This window comes from Ruegeria sp. BI7, from assembly GCF_056537925.1.
Window position 1 is genome coordinate 23,077 of the sequence record NZ_JBQFSK010000012.1, and the last position, 18,276, is coordinate 41,352.

Annotated in this window: 19 protein-coding genes; 14 read left to right on the plus strand and 5 right to left on the minus strand. The window is 58.6% G+C overall.

Annotation, left to right across the window (positions count from 1 at the left end; translation table 11 throughout):
- Positions 1-72 precede the first annotated feature (72 nt).
- A complete protein-coding gene (gene tldD, locus ACR0JB_RS19465) occupies positions 73-1,494 on the minus strand; it encodes a metalloprotease TldD (protein WP_480790210.1) in 1,422 nt (473 codons plus the stop codon).
- A gap of 176 nt (positions 1,495-1,670) precedes the next feature.
- Here tldD and coxB point away from each other — a divergent pair, with 176 nt between their 5' ends.
- From coxB to ACR0JB_RS19520, 11 genes are all read left to right on the plus strand, one after another.
- A complete protein-coding gene (coxB, locus tag ACR0JB_RS19470; RefSeq protein ID WP_170351431.1) occupies positions 1,671-2,582 on the plus strand; it encodes a cytochrome c oxidase subunit II in 912 nt (303 codons plus the stop codon).
- Positions 2,583-2,658: 76 nt separating this feature from the next.
- Positions 2,659-3,615, plus strand: a complete 957-nt coding sequence (cyoE, locus tag ACR0JB_RS19475; protein WP_170398933.1) for a heme o synthase — start codon at positions 2,659-2,661, stop codon at positions 3,613-3,615.
- Complete coding sequence (locus ACR0JB_RS19480; protein ID WP_170351427.1) at positions 3,612-3,773, plus strand: hypothetical protein; 162 nt, start codon at positions 3,612-3,614, stop codon at positions 3,771-3,773. The genes cyoE and ACR0JB_RS19480 overlap by 4 nt, the downstream gene beginning before the upstream one ends.
- A complete protein-coding gene (locus ACR0JB_RS19485; protein WP_170351425.1) occupies positions 3,773-4,348 on the plus strand; it encodes a cytochrome c oxidase assembly protein in 576 nt (191 codons plus the stop codon). Before ACR0JB_RS19480 ends, ACR0JB_RS19485 begins: the two co-directional genes overlap by 1 nt.
- Positions 4,349-4,370: 22 nt before the next feature.
- Positions 4,371-5,186, plus strand: a complete 816-nt coding sequence (locus ACR0JB_RS19490) for a cytochrome c oxidase subunit 3 (protein ID WP_170351424.1) — start codon at positions 4,371-4,373, stop codon at positions 5,184-5,186.
- A gap of 169 nt (positions 5,187-5,355) precedes the next feature.
- Positions 5,356-6,033 (plus strand): SURF1 family protein, encoded by a 678-nt coding sequence (locus tag ACR0JB_RS19495; RefSeq protein ID WP_170398931.1) that lies wholly within the window; start codon positions 5,356-5,358, stop codon positions 6,031-6,033.
- Positions 6,030-7,418: a threonine synthase gene (gene thrC / locus ACR0JB_RS19500; RefSeq protein WP_480790211.1), complete on the plus strand. Its 1,389-nt coding sequence runs from the start codon at positions 6,030-6,032 to the stop codon at positions 7,416-7,418. The genes ACR0JB_RS19495 and thrC overlap by 4 nt, the downstream gene beginning before the upstream one ends.
- Entirely contained in the window at positions 7,415-8,677 is a 1,263-nt protein-coding gene (locus ACR0JB_RS19505; protein ID WP_170398928.1) for a M16 family metallopeptidase, read from the plus strand. Before thrC ends, ACR0JB_RS19505 begins: the two co-directional genes overlap by 4 nt.
- Positions 8,677-9,261 (plus strand): GNAT family N-acetyltransferase, encoded by a 585-nt coding sequence (locus ACR0JB_RS19510; protein ID WP_170351416.1) that lies wholly within the window; start codon positions 8,677-8,679, stop codon positions 9,259-9,261. The genes ACR0JB_RS19505 and ACR0JB_RS19510 overlap by 1 nt, the downstream gene beginning before the upstream one ends.
- Before the next feature lie 101 nt (positions 9,262-9,362).
- Positions 9,363-10,181: an MBL fold metallo-hydrolase gene (locus ACR0JB_RS19515; protein WP_170398925.1), complete on the plus strand. Its 819-nt coding sequence runs from the start codon at positions 9,363-9,365 to the stop codon at positions 10,179-10,181.
- Between the two features lie 38 nt (positions 10,182-10,219).
- Positions 10,220-11,638, plus strand: coding sequence for an FAD-binding oxidoreductase (locus ACR0JB_RS19520; RefSeq protein ID WP_170398922.1), 1,419 nt, complete (start codon positions 10,220-10,222; stop codon positions 11,636-11,638).
- 48 nt (positions 11,639-11,686) lie between these two features.
- On the opposite strand, the gene ACR0JB_RS19525 is transcribed toward ACR0JB_RS19520, so the two are convergent.
- A complete protein-coding gene (locus ACR0JB_RS19525; protein ID WP_170351410.1) occupies positions 11,687-12,226 on the minus strand; it encodes an adenine phosphoribosyltransferase in 540 nt (179 codons plus the stop codon).
- A gap of 308 nt (positions 12,227-12,534) precedes the next feature.
- On the opposite strand from ACR0JB_RS19525, the gene ACR0JB_RS19530 reads away from it, so the two are divergent.
- Positions 12,535-12,699 carry a hypothetical protein gene (locus ACR0JB_RS19530; protein WP_170351409.1) on the plus strand — a complete coding sequence of 55 codons (165 nt, stop codon included), beginning with the start codon at positions 12,535-12,537 and terminating at the stop codon, positions 12,697-12,699.
- A 4-nt stretch (positions 12,700-12,703) separates the two neighbouring features.
- Here the strand turns inward: ACR0JB_RS19530 and ACR0JB_RS19535 are convergent, their stop codons facing one another.
- Both ACR0JB_RS19535 and ACR0JB_RS19540 read right to left on the minus strand, forming a co-directional pair.
- Complete coding sequence (locus ACR0JB_RS19535) at positions 12,704-13,333, minus strand: LysE family translocator (RefSeq protein WP_170351407.1); 630 nt, start codon at positions 13,331-13,333, stop codon at positions 12,704-12,706.
- A gap of 51 nt (positions 13,334-13,384) precedes the next feature.
- Positions 13,385-14,401 (minus strand): DUF418 domain-containing protein, encoded by a 1,017-nt coding sequence (locus ACR0JB_RS19540; RefSeq protein ID WP_170398919.1) that lies wholly within the window; start codon positions 14,399-14,401, stop codon positions 13,385-13,387.
- A gap of 227 nt (positions 14,402-14,628) precedes the next feature.
- Between ACR0JB_RS19540 and ACR0JB_RS19545 the strand changes: the two genes are divergently transcribed.
- Positions 14,629-15,492: an alpha/beta hydrolase gene (locus ACR0JB_RS19545; RefSeq protein WP_367648210.1), complete on the plus strand. Its 864-nt coding sequence runs from the start codon at positions 14,629-14,631 to the stop codon at positions 15,490-15,492.
- A 6-nt stretch (positions 15,493-15,498) separates the two neighbouring features.
- On the opposite strand, the gene ACR0JB_RS19550 is transcribed toward ACR0JB_RS19545, so the two are convergent.
- A complete protein-coding gene (locus ACR0JB_RS19550) occupies positions 15,499-16,371 on the minus strand; it encodes an S-methyl-5'-thioadenosine phosphorylase (RefSeq protein WP_170398917.1) in 873 nt (290 codons plus the stop codon).
- 206 nt (positions 16,372-16,577) lie between these two features.
- Between ACR0JB_RS19550 and ACR0JB_RS19555 the strand changes: the two genes are divergently transcribed.
- Positions 16,578-18,212, plus strand: a complete 1,635-nt coding sequence (locus ACR0JB_RS19555; RefSeq protein ID WP_170351401.1) for a SulP family inorganic anion transporter — start codon at positions 16,578-16,580, stop codon at positions 18,210-18,212.
- Positions 18,213-18,276: the final 64 nt, after the last annotated feature.

An 18,276-nucleotide genomic window follows, 5' to 3' on the forward strand; every position in this document is an offset into this window, starting at 1 on the left:
TTTCTCAGGCAGGCATCAATATTGATTGATCGTCCACACGTGGCGTTAACCTTGTCGGTGACCGATTCTGTGTCAGGCAGCAGATCCGCCGACGGTCAGGCCATCCATCAGAACGGTTGGCTGGCCGACACCTACCGGCACCCATTGGCCGTCTTTCCCACAGGTGCCCATACCCGGATCAAGCGCCATATCATTGCCCAATCCCCGGATGCGGTTCAGGGCGGAGGGTCCGTCGCCGATCAGGGTTGCACCCTTGACCGGGGCGCCAATCTTGCCGTTTTCAACGCGGTACGCCTCGGTGCAGGAAAACACGAACTTGCCGTTGGTGATATCCACCTGCCCACCACCAAAGCCCACGGCCCAGATACCGTCTTTGATTTCGGCCACAAGCGAAGCAGGATCGGCGTTGCCGCCCAACATCACCGTATTGGTCATTCGTGGCATGGGCTTGTGCGCATAGCTTTGCCGCCGCCCGTTTCCGGTGGGCGCAACATTCATCAGACGCGCATTCTGACGGTCCTGCATATAACCAGTCAGAACGCCATCCTCGATCAAAACAGTCCGCGAACTTGGCGTGCCTTCGTCATCCAGCGTGATCGAACCGCGACGATCGGGGATCGTGCCGTCATCCACGACGGTGACGCCTTTTGACGCGATCTGCTGTCCCATCAGGCCCGCGAAGGCCGAGCTGCCCTTGCGATTAAAGTCGCCTTCCAGCCCATGTCCGATGGCCTCGTGCAGCAAGATACCGGGCCAGCCGGGGCCCAGGGCCACCTCCATCACGCCCGCCGGGGCAGGGATGGCGTCCAGATTGACCAAAGCGATCCGCAGCGCCTCGCGTGCTTTGTCCTGCCAGTCTGTCGGGTCGATGAGGCCATCCAGACCAACGCGTCCACCACCCCCGGCCGAGCCGCTTTCACGGCGGCCGTTCTGTTCAACAATGACCGAGATGTTCAGGCGGGTCATCGGACGCACATCGCGCACCAGAACCCCGTCGGGGCGCAGGATCTCGACCTCTTGCACAGCGGCGGCGATCGTGGCGCTGACTTGCACGACGCGAGGGTCGAGGTCGCGGGAAAAGGCGTCGATTTCGCGCAGGGTTTCAATTTTCACCGGGAAACTTGCCGATTCGATCGGGTCTTCGTCCGTATAAAGCCGCGTGTTGGTGGCGCGGGGCGCCTCGGCCAAGGTGCCGCCGCCGTCGCCAACAGCCAGACGCGCGGTTTCAGCGGCGCGCTTCAATGCCGGGATCGAAACGTCGGTAGAATGTGCATAGCCCGCCACCTCTCCTTGCACAGCACGCAGGCCGAATCCTTCGGAAGCATCATAGGACGCCGTCTTCAAACGCCCGTCATCAAAGACCAGAGACTCGGATTTTCGCCGCTCGACAAACAGCTCGCCATCCACGGCCCCGGCGGTGGCCGACTGCAAAACTGCAAGCGCTTCGTCCTGCGGAAGAACGCTTTCAAATGGGCGAAACGGGTCGTTGGGCATCGGTTGGGACCTTTCGAGTTTGATCCAGATCAAAAATAGCGTCTGTTTGACGCAAGCATTTTGCTTTATCTACCCGCCGGAATATGGTTTTTAACGCGGCCAAAGACAACGGGAGAGGTGCGACTGATTCACACCTTTTCGCCAGAGAAGCTAAGATCAGACGATCAGGACAGAAAATGAAGAACGCTTTGATGCTTTCCGGGCTTGCAACAGCCCTCTCCAGCCTTCCCGCCATGGCTCAGGAGCTTGAGATTATTGGCAAGCCGGTTGCCGGCGGTGTAAATTTCCAGCCTGCAGCTACAGACCTTGCCGTGGGGATTCACAGACTGGACGCGATGATTCTGGTGATCATCACCGTCATCTGTCTGCTGGTCGCGGGCCTACTGGTCTACTGCATCATGCGTTACAATCAGCGCGCAAACCCGACACCGGCGCGATTCTCGCACTATACCCCGGTTGAAATTGCTTGGACCCTGGGGCCGATCCTGGTTCTGGTCTTTATCGGTGCGTTCTCACTTCCGGTTCTGTTCAAACAGCAAGAAATTCCCGAAGGTGACGTAGTAATCAAGGTGGTGGGCAACCAGTGGTACTGGACCTACGAATATGTTGATCACGATTTTGCGTTCGACAGCTATCTGCTGGGTCACCCCGCAACTCTGGACGAAGGTGCCCGCCCGGCGGATGCCGACGTAACGCCGTTCGTTCTGGATGATGCGATGCGCGCTAAGCTGGCCGATTCCGGTTACAGCGATGATGAGTGGCTGCTGGCCACCGATACGGCCGTTGTTGTGCCGGTCGGTAAGATCATCGTTATGCAGGTGACTGCGTCGGACGTGATCCACTCTTGGACCATCCCGTCCTTTGGCGTAAAGCAGGACGGCGTACCGGGCCGTCTGGCCGAGCTGTGGTTCCAGGCTGACAAGGAAGGCATCTATTTCGGTCAGTGTTCCGAACTGTGCGGAAAGGACCACGCTTACATGCCGATCACCGTCAAGGTTGTCAGCGAAGAGGCCTATGAGCAATGGCTGCAAGGCGCTTTGGAAGAGTACGCAGGTCAGCCTGCGGCCTATCAGGTTGCCTCGAACTGATCCGGGCATTGGCCGGATAAATACATGATGCAGGCTGCGCGGTGATCGCGCAGCTTTCGCCCCAAAAGGACCCGACATGAGCGACGCAAGCTTCAATGCCAGCACCGTGACCGCGCAGACCCGCGCGGACGAGGCCAGCTTTGGCGATTATTTCGCCCTGCTGAAGCCGCGGGTCATGTCGTTGGTGGTGTTCACGGCGCTTGTCGGTCTGCTGGCGGCGCCAGTGCCAGTCCATCCCTTTGTCGGCTTCTGCGCCATCTTGTTCATTGCCATCGGTGGTGGTGCCTCGGGTGCGCTGAACATGTGGTGGGACGCTGACATTGACAAGGTGATGAAGCGCACCAAAGGCCGTCCGATTCCGTCCGGCAAGGTCGAGGCGGGTGAGGCCATGGCCATTGGGCTGGCGCTGTCTGGCCTGTCGGTGATCATGTTGGGTCTGGCAACGAACTGGTTTGCCGGAGCCTTCCTGGGTTTCACCATCTTTTTCTATGTCGTGGTTTACACGATGTGGTTAAAGCGTTCGACGCCGCAGAACATCGTGATCGGTGGTGCGGCAGGGGCTTTCCCCCCGGTAATCGGTTGGGTCGCGGCCACGGGGTCGATGACGCTTGAGCCGTGGCTGATGTTTGCCTTGACCTTCATGTGGACCCCACCGCATTTCTGGGCTCTGGCGCTGTTCATGCGCTCGGATTACGACGATGCGGGTGTGCCGATGCTGACCGTGACACACGGCCGCCGCGCGACGCGCTGGCACATTCTTGTTTACACCGTACTGCTGGCGCTGCTGGCGGTTGGCACGTCCTTCTCGGGCATCGGTGGCCCGATCTATCTGACCGTTGCTGTTGTGATGAACGCCCTGTTCCTGCGCGGAGCGTGGCAGATCTCGCGCCGCACCGAGGATGACTCAGAGGCAGATAACTTCAAGGTCGAGCGCTCATTCTTTAAGCTGTCACTGCTCTACCTGTTCCTGCACTTCGGTGCAATTTTGACTGAGGCGTTGTTGAAACCCTATGGATTGGGAGGTTGGTCATGAGTCTGCGCAAAAGCCATGAACTGCACCAGCGCCGGTTCAACCGCAATCTGGGGGTGGGTCTGACGCTGGCTGCCTTCATAGTGATCATCTTTGGGCTAACGATCGTAAAAGTCTCGGGCACTGGCCTGGGTCAGCCGACACAAGAGGTTCAGAACTGATGGCCTTGTCCGGTCCGCAAAAAACAGTGATGCAGACGGTCAGTGTGGTCGTGCTGATGGGCGGTTTGGCCTGGGCGGCGGTGCCGTTTTACGACTGGTTCTGCCGGGTCACTGGTTTTGGCGGTACGGTTGGTGTGGCCGAAACCGCGCCCGAGGATATTCTGGACCGCAAGGTCACTGTCCGCTTTGACGCCTCGAAAGCCAAAGGCATGGCGTGGGAGTTCAAACCGGTCGAGCGTGAGATGGAAGTGCGCATCGGTGAGACCGGATTGGCCTTTTACGAAGCCCACAACCCGACCGACCGTCCGATTGCCGGGCAGGCGTCTTACAACGTCGCGCCGTATTCGGCCGGTGGGTATTTTCAGAAAATCGCCTGTTTCTGTTTTGAAGAGCAGGTGCTGCAACCCGGTGAGCGGGTGCAGATGCCGGTAACCTTCTTCGTCGACCCGGAAATCGTCGAGGATCTGGAAGCCAAGTATGTGCATACGATTACTCTGTCGTATACATTCTACGAAATAGACCTGCCCGAGGGCTACGCAGCCCTGGATGAGCAGGCAGATACAAATACGAACTAACGCCTGTAGGTGAGGGACGCTGATGGCACACGCAAAAAACCATGATTATCACATTCTGGCCCCGTCGATCTGGCCGCTGATCGGCGCGATCGGTGGCTTTGTGATGCTGTTCGGAGCCGTCCTTTGGATGCACGGTGTTACACCGTTTGTGTTCTGGGCCGGTCTGGTGGCCGTTCTTTACACCATGTTCGCCTGGTGGTCCGAGGTTGTGGCCGAGAGCCGCGCTGGCGACCACACGCCGGTTGTGCGCATCGGTCTGCGTTACGGCTTTATCCTGTTCGTGATGTCCGAGGTGATGTTCTTCTTTGCCTGGTTCTGGTCGTTCTTCAAACACCGCATGTATCCGATGTACGACTATGCTGGCACCGAGTACATCCAGCCGGATATTCACGCGGTTGACCCCTTCCACCTGCCGCTGATCAACACGCTGGTTCTGTTGCTGTCGGGCTGTGCGATCACCTGGGCGCACCACGCGCTGGTGCATGACAATGACCGCAAGGCGCTGATCAACGGTCTGGCTATCGGTATCGTACTGGGTATCGCATTTACCGCCCTGCAGGGCTTTGAATATTATGAATTGCTGGCGCACGAAGGCTGGAAATTCGGCGACGATCAGTTCTATTCGAACTTCTTCATGGCCACCGGGTTCCACGGTTTCCACGTGATCATCGGTACCATCTTCCTGTCGGTCTGCCTGATCCGGGCGCTACGCGGTGACTTTACCCCTGAAAAACACGTCGGGTTTGAAGCGGCAGCCTGGTACTGGCACTTTGTGGATGTCGTCTGGCTGTTCCTGTTCTTCGCTGTCTACATCTGGGGTCAGGCTCCGCTGATTTAACGCCGGTCAGGCGATCCAATTGCAAAAGCCGCCCCAAGGGGCGGCTTTTTCTCTTTCCGAGGCGCAAGATTGCGCCCGATACAATTGCGTGGTTGCAATCTTGCACGTGGCACCCTTAACAAGGCGCCGGTTCAACCCGAGCCTTTAGGTAACGAAATCTGGTCCTGATATGCGCCGCATCCTGTTCCTGCTGATTTTTGGTATTGCCGGTTTGGCGATCCTGTTGTCTCTGGGCTTCTGGCAGATGCAGCGACTGACATGGAAACAGGGTGTTCTGTCCGAGATTGATACCCGCATCACGGCAGCACCGGTTGCCTTACCCGACAGCGTTTCTCCTGAGGATGACAAGTACTTGCCGGTAACGATTTCTGGTGAGATGGTGCCCGGGGAAATCCATGTTCTGGTTTCGGTCAAACTTGTCGGCGCAGGTTACCGCATTATTCAGCGTTTCAGCACTGAAGACCGAACAATTCTTGTAGACCGAGGGTTTGTTCCGACCACTGCCAAGCAGGCTGAACGGCAAGTGGGTCAGATGGAGGTAACGGGTAATCTGCATTGGCCCGATGAGGTCGACGGGTACACACCCGAACCGGACATGGAAAGCAATATCTGGTTTGCCCGCGACGTCCCCAAGCTGGCGGCCGCCTTGGAGGCGGAGCCTGTGCTGTTAATCGCGCGGACGCAAACTGACCCGGGCGTGACGCCCCTGCCTGTCGACTCTGCGGGTATTCCCAATGACCACCTGCAATATGCAATCACATGGTTTGGTCTGGCTCTGGTCTGGGCCGCGATGACCGGTTATTTCCTGTGGCGCAATCGCGCCCCTTCTGAAAGTGAAGAGCAATGAAATACATCTCGACCCGTGGCCAAGCGCCTGAACTGACCTTTGAAGAGGCGATGCTGACCGGGCTGGCCCGCGATGGTGGCCTGTACCTGCCTGCCGAAATTCCGGTTATGAGCCAGGAAGAGATCGCAGCATTGGCAGGGTTGCCCTATGAGGAAATCGCGTTCAGCGTGATGTGGCCCTATGTCAGCGGGTCCTTTGCCGAGGATGAGTTCAAGGCGATCATCGCCCGCGCCTACGAAGGCTTTGGTCATGATGCCCGTGCGCCACTGAAGCAGCTGAACGAAAACCACTTCCTACTGGAGTTGTTCCACGGTCCGACATTGGCGTTCAAAGACTTTGCCATGCAACTGATCGGGCAACTGTTTCAGGTGGCCCTGAAGCGGCGCGGTGAACGTGTGACCATCGTGGGCGCAACCAGCGGCGATACGGGCTCGGCCGCGATTGAGGCGTTCCGGGGGCTGGATGCCGTGGACGTGTTCATTCTGTTCCCCCATGGTCGTGTGTCCGAGGTGCAACGCCGCCAGATGACCACGCCGGCAGACAGCAATGTGCATGCATTGGCCGTTGATGGCGACTTTGACGATTGTCAGGCTGCCGTGAAGGACATGTTCAACGATTTCGAATTTCGCGATGGGGTGAAACTGGCGGGCGTGAACTCGATCAACTTTGCCCGCGTGTTGGCGCAGGTGGTCTACTATTTCTCGGCTGCGGCCAGCCTGGGGGCACCGCATCGCAAGGTCAGCTTCACTGTGCCTACCGGCAATTTCGGTGACATCTTTGCCGGTTATATCGCCAAGTGCATGGGGCTGCCCATTGATCGGTTGGTTGTGGCCACAAATCAGAACGACATTCTGCATCGCTGCCTTTCGGGGCAGGGGTACTTCAAGGGCGACACCATTCCTTCGATCAGCCCGTCGATGGATATTCAGGTCAGCTCGAACTTTGAACGTGCGCTGTACTATGCCTATGGCGAGGATGGCAGCGGTGTATCGCAGTTGATGGATGAGCTGAAGAATGGCGGCTTCAATGTCAGTCAGGGCGCGATGGAAGCACTGCGCGAGAATTTCGACTCGGGCCGCGTGTCCGAGGATGAAACACTGGCCACCATCAAATCCGCATTGGCCCACAGCGCCGAGCTGGTTTGCCCACACACCGCGGTCGGTATCAAGGTCGCCGAAGATCACCGTGCGGCTGACGTTCCGATGATCACTTTGGCCACCGCTCATCCGGCGAAATTCCCGGCGGCGGTTGAGAAGGCGAGTGACGTACATCCGCCTCTTCCCTCTCGCATGTCTGATCTGTATGAACGTCCGGAACGGGTGACCCGCATCGCCAATGATCTGGGTGCCATTGAGGATCATATCAAAAGGCATATTGCTGAGTGACTGTCAGACAAGACCAACTGAAGAACGGCTTTCGTATCGTCAGTGAACATATGCCGGGGCTGCAATCGGCGGCCATCGGCATTTGGGTAACCGCCGGTGGGCGGCATGAACGGATCGAGCAGAACGGTATTGCCCATTTCCTTGAACATATGGCGTTCAAGGGAACTGAGCGCAGGTCTGCGCTGCAGATCGCCGAAGCGATCGAGGATGTGGGCGGGTATATCAACGCCTATACCTCGCGCGAGGTGACGGCCTATTACGCACGCGTTCTGAAAGACGATGTGGCGCTGGCGATGGACGTGATTGGTGACATCGTTCTGAACCCTATCTTTGACCCGCGCGAGATCGAGGTCGAGCGCGGCGTGATCCTGCAAGAGATCGGCCAGGCTTATGACACGCCGGACGACGTGATTTTTGACTGGTTGCAAGAGCAGAGCTATCACGATCAACCGCTGGGCCGCACCATTCTGGGCCCGACTGAGCGGGTCAGCGCCTTCTCGCGCGAGGACTTGTCGGGTTTTGTCGCTGAGCACTACGGGCCGGAACAGATGATCTTGTCTGCCGCGGGCGCGGTGGATCACGACGCGCTGATGAAAATGGCCGAAGAGATGTTTGGCCATCTGCAACCGCGCAAAGGGCTGGTTCCTGAAACGGCCCGCTTCACCGGTGGCGAAGCGCGACAAGAGAAAGAGCTGGAACAAGCCCATTTCGCACTCGCGCTGGAAAGCCCCGGCTACCGCGACGATGAGATCTATACGGCACAGATTTACTCCACCGCTTTGGGTGGCGGCATGTCCTCGCGCCTGTTTCAGGAGGTGCGCGAGATACGTGGCCTATGCTACACGATCTTTGCGCAGACCGGGGCCTATGCTGATACCGGTACAACAACGATTTACGCAGGCACTTCGGCGGATCAGGTCGCAGAGCTGGCCACGATTACCATCGATGAGATGAAGCGTGCCGCCGAAGACATGAGCGCCGAAGAGGTTGCCCGCGCCCGCGCACAGATGAAAGCCGGGATGCTGATGGGGCTGGAAAGCCCATCAAACCGGGCGGAACGCCTGGCGCGTCTGGTTCAGATTTGGGACCGGGTGCCGTCGCTTGAGGATACGGTCGCTAAGATCGATGCGGTCAGCACCGGGGATGTTCGTGCGTTTGCAGAAAAGATGGCGCTTCAGGCGCCGGCGGCCTTGGCGCTCTACGGTCCAGTTTCCGCCGCGCCCACGCTGGCAGAATTGCAGGAGAGGCGTGCGGCGTGATGCTGTTGGGCAGACGCAAGCTGAAACTCGAGACCGAGCGCCTAAGCCTGCGCCCGCCCGTTCACTCTGATTTCAACGATTGGGCGGCGCTGCGGAGAGCGTCCCAAGAATTCCTTACCCCGTGGGAGCCGATCTGGGCTAAGGATCATCTGACGCGCAAATCTTTCACCAATCGCGTCTACTGGGCGCAGCGTTCAGTGGCCAGTGGCACAGCGATTCCTTTGTTCCTATTCCGTCGATCCGATGATGTGCTTCTGGGGGCGATCACGCTGGACAACGTGCGCCGCGGCCCGGCGCAGGCCGGTACGCTGGGGTATTGGACCGGTCAAACCTTTGCCCGCAACGGGTATATGCGCGAGGCGATAGGCGCGATTGTCCATTATGCCTTCACCCGCCTGGATCTGAGCCGGATCGAGGCCGCGTGCCTGCCCGAAAACAAGCCCTCGCGCGGGTTGCTGGAAAGCTCGGGCTTTAAATATGAGGGCGTGGCGCAGTCTTATCTGCAGATCAACGGGCGGTGGCGGACGCATGTCCTGTATGCCAGCCTGCGGTCGGATCGGCGCGGCAAGACGGACGCGGGCTAGGGGCTTTACCCCCGGCGCGGCCAGCCGCGCCTCCCCCGAGATATTTTTGGCCAGATGAACAAGGGGCATGACTTGTTGGCGTTCTGCGCTACACTTGCCCCATGCGCTGGATTGTTGCGGTATTGATGGTGATCTCGGGCGGGGCTGTGGCGCAGGAGCGGCGGCCGAGCCATTGTATCGCCATCGCGGATGCCGCGCCGGGGATTGAGTATATTCACAAGGCGGCGTGGCAGGACCCGATCCGGGAATTTTCCGTGCGGATCAGCTATATCGCCCATGCCTCTTTCCTGATCCAGACACAGGGCGGGTTGAACGCGGTGACGGATTTCACCGGCTTTATCGGTAGCGCCGATTTGATCCCGGACGTGGTTACCATGAACCACGCTCACAACACCCATTGGACCGCTCATCCCGATCCTGCAATCCCGCATGTGTTGCCGGGGTGGGGCGAGTTTGGGCAGGGGATCGATCATTACCTTGATCTGGGCGAGATGCTGGTACGCAATGTCTCGACCGATATCCGATCTGCGTATGGCGGCGTGGAAGAGCGCGGCAATTCGATCTTTGTGTTCGAGGTGGAAGGGCTGTGCATCGGCCATCTGGGCCATTTGCACCATATACCATCCGACGATCAATTCGCCGCACTAGGACGGCTGGATGTTGTCATGGCGGCGGTGGATGGGGGAACGACGATGCCTCTGCCCGAGATGATCTCGGTCCTCAAGCGGCTGAAAAGTTCCGTTATCATCCCGATGCACTGGTTCTCGGGCTTTTCGCTGGACCGGTTTTTGGTCGATATCCGCAATGATTTTCCGGTTGAACGCAAGGGAGCGACCGAAATCACCGTGTCGCTGCGTACCCTGCCAAGTCAGCCAACAGTGGTCGTGCTGGAGCCGCAGTATCTGATCGAACTAGAATAGGGCTTGTCCGGGCGCGCTCGCTTGGGCAATGAGGTGGCATGACACTGAATCCTGCCGATGAGAACCTGGCCCGTCTGATCCGGGCTGATCTGGGTGAAGATATTTTGCGCCCGGTCACGGAACGCTATCTGGAAGAGCCACGGGGTCGTTTTACCGGACATGCCGGTTTGTTGGCCTTACCGCGAACGGTTGATGAAGTAGCAGCGCTGGTGCGATTGGCCTTGGATAGGCGGGTACCGGTAGTGCCTTACGGTGGTGGCACAGGGCTGGTAGGCGGACAGGTAATGCCGGACGGGCCAGCGCCCCTCTTGATCTCGTTAGAGAGGATGACCGCGATCAGGGCGGTTTACCCGACCGAAAACATTCTGATTGCCGAGGCAGGTGCCATTCTGGCTGATGTGCAAACCGCCGCGGAAGAGGCGAACCGGTTATTCCCTCTGGCTCTTGCAGCGCAGGGATCGTGCCGGATCGGGGGCAACCTTGCCACCAATGCGGGTGGGGTCAACGTGTTGCGCTATGGTAATGCGCGCGACCTTTGTTTGGGGCTTGAGGCGGTTCTGCCCAGCGGTGAAATCTGGCACGGGCTCAGCCGGTTGCGCAAGGACAACACCGGCTATGATCTTCGTAACCTGCTGATAGGTGCGGAGGGTACATTGGGGATCATCACCGCCGCCTCGTTGAAACTTTCTCCGCGGCCCGAGGCGGTCGGAACCGCGATGGTTCAGGTCGCTTCGCCCCAAGCGGCGATCGATTTACTATCATTGGCCCACCACCAACTGGGTGAAGCGGTCAGCACCTTTGAGCTGATCCACAAGCAGGGGCTGCAATTCCTGACCGAGGTTTTGCCAGATGTGCGCCAGCCATTTGCAACACAGCCCGAATGGTGCGTTCTGATCGAACTTGGATTGTTTGCGGGGCACTCGCCCGCCGACGCGCTGGAAACGCTGTATATCGAAGCGGACAAAGCTGGCCTCGTCGGGGAGGCGGTTATTGCGCAAAGCGAGGCGCAGCGTATGGACCTATGGGCCGTGCGCGAGCGTATCCCCGAGGCCAACCGGCTGATCGGGTCGGTGTCCAGTCACGATATCTCGGTCCCGATTTCCCGAATTCCCGAATTCATTCAACGCGGGGCCGAGGTCGTGGCCGCGCTTGGGTTGTTCCGCATCAACTGTTTTGGTCACGTTGGTGATGGCAATCTGCACTACAACGTGTTCCCGCCCTTGGGCCACAGCCGTTCGGAGTTTGATGACGAGAGACAGGCCGTCAAACACGCTGTGCATGATCTGGTGGAGGCCTTTGGTGGCTCGGTCAGTGCCGAACATGGGGTAGGGCGTCTGAAAGTCGATGATCTTGAGCGCTATGGCGGCGCGACAAAGCTGTCTGCAATGCGTGCCATCAAAGCTGCGCTGGACCCGCAGGGGATCATGAATCCGGGTGCGGTTTTGAGGGCGGATTGATCGTGCCGCTTCCCGCGCCTTGCCTTTGGGAAATTGAATGACGGGCGTTTACAGCCCTTCGAATTCGCACAGAACGTGCACATCCATACCCATGTCTTCCAACGCCTTGCGGCCGCCCAGTTCCGGCAGGTCGACAATGAACGAGCATGATACGATCTCACCCCCCAGCCGTTCAATCAGCTTGATCCCGGCAGCGGCGGTGCCGCCCGTTGCCAGCAGATCGTCGACGACAAGGATTTTCTCGCCCGGTTGAATGGCGTCATCGTGAATCTCGACGATGGCCTCACCATATTCCAGTTTGTAATCCTGGCTGATGGTGGTGCCGGGCAGTTTGCCCTTTTTGCGGATCGGCACGAAGCCAACACTCAGCTGATGGGCGATGGCACCGCCCAGTATGAAGCCGCGCGCCTCGAGGCCCACGACTTTGTCGATCTGCTCACCCGCGTAGGGGTGCAACATCTGGTCGATTGCCATACGAAAACCGCGCGGATCAGCGAACAGTGTGGTGACGTCGCGAAACATGATCCCCTCATGCGGGAAATCGACGATGGTTCGGATGTAATCCTTGACCGACTTGTTTCTGGACATTGCCAATCCCTCTGACGTCAAAACACGCGGGCGTATTTGGCCCATTGGGGACAGCCTTGCAAGGAAAGATTATCGCTGACTTCCCGACAGGGAGCGGAATTGAGCTTTGATAATACGAAATAGCGATGCTGTGCGGTAGGTGGCCACGATGGACGCGCCGGACTGGTAAATGGAATGCCTGAGTCGCGGGAAGGTTGATTGCCAAAACTCTGTTTTGTTGGTAGGTCGCCGGTACCTGAAATTGCTATGCATTGTATATGCAGTGTATCGCTTGTGGATTTAGGCATTGAACAGGGTGTGCGGGAAAGATGGACAGCAAGGTATCTGCCAAGAAAAACAGCCAGTTGGTCCTGCGCCTGGACAAGGATGAACGGGACGCATTTGTTGAATTGTGCAGGGAACTGGATACATCAGCCGCTCGCGAAATACGACGTTTTATCCGTGGGTTCATGAAAGAACACGAAGCGAGCTGAACCCTCAGGCCGGGCGGCGCAGCACAGCGGTTGCAACCCCCATTCCAATCAAAGTCAGCCCTCCGAACCGGGTCATCGCAGTGATTACCTCGGCGCGTCCGATCATCCGGCGCAGCCGGTCAGCCAGCAGCGCATAGGCCAGTGCGTTCAGCCAGGCCAGACCCACGAAAGTCGCGATCAGGATAGCGAATTGCGGGCCCAATGGGTCCGCCGGACGCAGGAATTGCGGTACGAAGGCGATGAAAAAGGCAATGGATTTCGGGTTCAGCGCCGTAACGGCGGCGGCATGGCCAAAGACACTTTGTGCGGTGACGTTTCGCCCGGTCGCTGGCGCCTCTAACCCGCCCGAGGGCGCACTGCGCAGCAGCTTGATTCCCAGCCACACAAGATAGGCCGCACCCACCCATTTCAGCACAGAAAACAAAGTAGCCGAGGCCAGCACCAGCGCCCCCAGCCCCAGTAGCGAAGCGGTCATTGCAACCAGATCCCCTACCGCCACCCCTGTGGCCGAGGCCACGGCGACGCTGCGCCCTTTTGATAAGGCATAGCTAAGCACCAGCAACACAGTCGGGCCGGGGATAAGCAGCAAGGCGGTCGATGCGGCCACGAAAGCCAGCCAAAGTTCAAAAGACATGGGGTTACCCGTTTGGTTTCGCCCTCACCAAGCCCCGCCGCGACGGTGAGGTCAAGCCTTTCGTGGCTCGGTGACGCGACGCATCAATGCCTCAAGTGGGCCACGCTTGAACCGGCGGAACCACAACAGGGCAAAACCCGAGGACAAAGCGCAGAACCCAAGCGCGTAAACCACGATCTGTGTTGGTTTGAGTGTGCCATTCAGCAAACCAAGCTCCTCCAGCAATCCCATCCCGATCAGGATATGCGCCACATAGAGGGTCAGGCTCTGCCGTCCCGGAGCGGTCAGGGCAGAGCCAAGGCGCAGTTTTTCGATCTTTGGCCATAGCTTCAGCAACAGTCCGATCACCACGCACGCCGATCCGGTGCTGGCCAGGATATAGAACGGCCCTGGCGGAATCGACGCAGTGCCCAGATAGGCAACCAATTCCGGTTCGGACACCAACCTTTGTGGAAACAGGGCCAACACGGCAGCGCCAAATCCCCACATGATCAGGCGGTGTTGAATGCAGATCGTGTGAAGCTGTGATCGCCCGATGGCCATACCGATCAGCAGGAAAGCAGCCCAAGGTAAAACCGGGTGCCAACCGTTGAAAATTGCATTTCGTAAAAAGCCGGGTAGGGTCCAGAGGTCGGTATAGCTGAGCGTGGACCAATCCCAGCCCCGCTCATAGTCAAAGATAAGGTTGGCCAAAACGGCCAGCGCAACAATCCCCAACGCCCCCAGCCACAACATGCGTCCCGAGGCCGAAAGAAACACAGCCCCCACCACAAAGTACAATGCGTAGAAATGCAGAATGTCAGCGTCGAACACGGTCATGTTGATCAGGCCGAGAACGAACAGAAAGGCCGCGCGCCGCAGCAGCACACCAGCGGGGATGCTCGACAGACCCAATCCTACACCGGCCAGAATGACGAACAGTGCGGCGGCCCTCCCCTCCAATGCGTCGACAAGGTTTGACGCCCAGTCTTGGCCCGGCGCAACTTGCGCCGCGATGCGGAAGTTCACCAGCACCATGCCGCAGAAAGCAAAAAAGCGGGCGGCGTCTAGGGCTTCGAGTCGTTTCATGGTGCTCCTCTGTTTGGGGCGTACTGAAATGAATTTTTGGCACAAATGCGGTTCAGTGGCGTGTTTGAAATAAACAATTTGCGAGGGTCTGGGTGTCCTTACCACCCCCAACGGTCACAATGTACCCGGGTTGAGTAAGTTAAAGATTGCGTTAAAGCGTGCGTACCGTCCTTGAAACGCCGGTCTGGCCCTACAACCTAGGGCATATCAAAGGATCGGAGGCGAAGGTGACGCAGACACATCCCGACTATACAAAAGCGTTCAAGGACATGTCCCGCTCAAACGACGGGCGGTTGAAACGTGTGCTGATCCTTCTGATCCTGATTAGCGTCGTGATTTACGCCGGGATCGTGGGGTACATGTACGCTAATCAGGATGAGCTGCTATACAAACCGTCCGGAGAATTGCCCGCCCCCAATGATGTTGGGCTGGCCGATGTCGACGTGATCTCTCTGCCCATGTCCGACGGGGTTGTGCTGACGGCGTGGTCCGCGCCACCGGCCACTGAAGATGCGCCGACCGTTCTTTTTTTCCACGGTCAAAGCGGCAATCTGGGTGAACGGGCCGACCGGCTGCGGGAAATCCTGAACAGTGGTTTTGGCCTGCTCGCCCCCAGTTATCGCGGTTTTCCAGGCAGTGGCGGCGAGCCCTCGGAACTGGCGCTGATCTCAGATGGGGTTCACATGTTTGACCAACTGGACTCTGAGGGTGCAGCCGTCGTCCTGCACGGTCAAAGCCTTGGCACCGGCGTGGCGGCTGCTGTCGCCCAACAGCGTCCGAATGCACAGTTACTGGTGCTAGAGGCCCCCTTCACCGCGACTGTGGATGTCGCGTCCGAGCGCTATCCGTTTCTGCCGGTTTCGGCCTTGATGAAGGATCAGTTCGCAACCCGTGACTTTATCGGCGATGTTACGGTGCCAACGCTGATCTTCCACGGAACCGAGGATGAAACCGTTCCGGTGCATCACGGCCAAGCGCTGGCGGCGATGTCGGGCGACACCGCCAAACTTCATGTCATCCACAACGGCACCCACAACGACCTCTGGTCGTATGGCTTGTGGGACGAGGTGCAGCAGACCCTTGCGCAGTAGCGTGGTTTAAAGAATCCGGCCTGCGACCGCATCCAGCTTGGCCAGTAACGCCGGATCGCGTTTTTCGGGCGCAGTGAGGATCGCAAACTCCAATGCCCGATCGCAGCCATGCGGGCAGGGCGCGCGTTCAGCCCCCAACAGATCGGGCAGGCCCTTGACCAGCGCCCGGCCTTTTTCCGCATTCCCGGTTAGGGTGGCGATAATGGCGGTTACGTCGACCTCGCCGTGATCCGGGTGCCAGCTGTCATAGTCGGTCACCATGGCGATCGAGGCATAACAAAGTTCGGCTTCGCGGGCGAGTTTCGCCTCGGGCATGTTAGTCATGCCAATCACGTCACATCCCCAATGCTCGCGATACATCTTGGATTCGGCCAGAGATGAGAACTGCGGCCCCTCCATCGCCAGATAGGTGCCACCGCGATGGATGGTGATACCTGCCGCCTTGCCTGCGCTCTCACAAGCGTCCGACAGGCGCGGGCAGGTGGGATGCGCCACGCTGACATGGGCGACGCAACCAGTGCCGAAAAAGCTCTTCTCGCGCGCAAATGTCCGGTCAATGAACTGGTCGACAATGACGAAATCCCCCGGCGCCATATGCTCGCGAAACGACCCGCAGGCGGAAACCGAGATCACGTCCGTAACCCCCAGCCGTTTCAGCGCATCGATATTGGCGCGATAGGGCACCTCGGTCGGTGAATGAACGTGGCCACGCCCGTGACGGGGCAGGAAGGCCATTTCGACCCCATTCAAAGCCCCCGTCAGAATCTGGTCCGAAGGTGCACCCCACGGCGTTTCAACCGTAACCCATTCCGCCTTTTCCAGCCCGTCGATATCGTAGATACCTGATCCGCCGATGATTGCGATTTTCGTCTGGGTCATGGCTGCGCTCCGAATGAAAAAATACGATGCAGACTGTCTGAGGGGCAGCGGAGGATTTGGCAAGTGGGTTCAACGGTTTGTGTTGGCTGAAGGCGCGGTATGCGTCTGTTGCATATCTGGGTCCCACCTGGCGCGGTATCTCCTGCGGGGATTGACCGCTAAAAGACCCCTTTCGCGCGAACCCAAAATACCAACAGGACCGTCCCATGCCCCGAGCCATGCTGGCAAGCTTTGCCAATCGTATAGCTAAACCCGATCTTCGTTGGGTGCCGGACGAAGGGCTGACTGCCTCGCGCCTGCGGATCGAACTGCTGTCCGGTCTGACTGTGGCGCTGGCGTTGGTGCCCGAAGCAGTGGCCTTTGCCTTTGTTGCCGGGGTGCATCCGCTGGTTGGTCTGTACGCGGCCTTTATGGTCGGTCTGATCACGGCGCTGATCGGTGGCCGTCCGGGCATGATTTCGGGCGCGACCGGGGCGTTGGCCGTTGTGATGGTGGCGCTGGTGGCCCAACACGGGGTTGAATACCTGTTCGCGACCGTGGTTTTGATGGGTATCCTGCAAGTGATCGCCGGGGCCATGCATTGGGGCCGGTTCATCCGGCTGGTGCCGCATCCGGTGATGCTGGGCTTTGTGAATGGTCTGGCTATCGTGATTTTTCTGGCGCAGTTGGGTCAGTTCAAAGTGCCTGGCACCATGGAAAACACCGGCCATGGCGTCGGTGGCGGCGAATGGCTTTCGGGTCTGCAGCTTTACACGATGCTGGGCCTGGTCGCTCTGACCATGGCGGTGATCTGGGTCATGCCGCGTATCACGCGCATCATTCCTGCGCCGCTGGCCGGTATTTTTGTTGTTGCCGCGCTGGTGATTGGCTTTGGTTTGGACGTGCCTCGCGTCGGTGACCTGGCGTCTATCGAGGGAGGTTTGCCGCCGTTCCACATCCCGATGGTGCCGCTGACCTGGGAAACTTTTGAAATCATCCTGCCCTATGCCGTCATTCTAGCCGCAATCGGCCTGATCGAATCCCTGCTGACGTTGAACCTTGTTGGAGAGATCACCGGTAAGCGCGGCGGGGCTTCGCAGGAATGCATCGCGCAAGGCGTTGCTAACGTCGCCACCGGTTTCTTCGGTGGCATGGGCGGCTGCGCAATGATTGGTCAGTCGATGATCAACGTAAAGTCCGGTGGCCGGACCCGTATCGCCGGTATCGCGGCGGCGCTGTTCCTGCTGGTGTTCATCTTGTTTGCCTCACCGCTGATCGAGCAAATCCCGCTGGCCGCACTGGTTGGGGTGATGTTTATGGTGGTGATCGGTACATTCGCCTGGAACTCGTTCAAGATCATGCGCAAGGTGCCATTGACGGACGCATTCGTTATCGTTCTGGTGACTGTGGTGACGGTGATGGAAGACCTCGCGGTCGCGGTTGTGGTTGGTGTCATCGTCTCCGCGCTGGCCTATGCGTGGAACAACGCCAAGCGTATCCATGCCATCACGCGTGAATCGGAAACCGAAAAAGGCGCAAAAGTCTACGAAATCCAAGGGCCTCTGTTCTTTGGTTCCTCCGAGGGTTTTGTCGAGTTGTTCGATGTGCCAAGCGATCCTGACACGGTGATCGTGGATTTTGCAGAAAGCCGGGTTGTCGACCAGTCGGCCTTGCAGGCCATCGAAAACGTCGCTTCGAAATACGAGGCCGCAGGCAAACGCGTCATGCTGCGCCACCTCAGCCGCGATTGCCACAAGCTGCTGAACAAAGCAGGGCATCTGATGGTCGACAGCGATGATGACCCCGATTACCAACTGGCGGTGGATTATTCTGTTCGCACCGGCATTCTGGGCGGCCACTGAGTATTTTGCGAGGCTCTGCCTCGCGCTCCGAGGTATTTGTGACCAGATGAATACAGGATCCCCT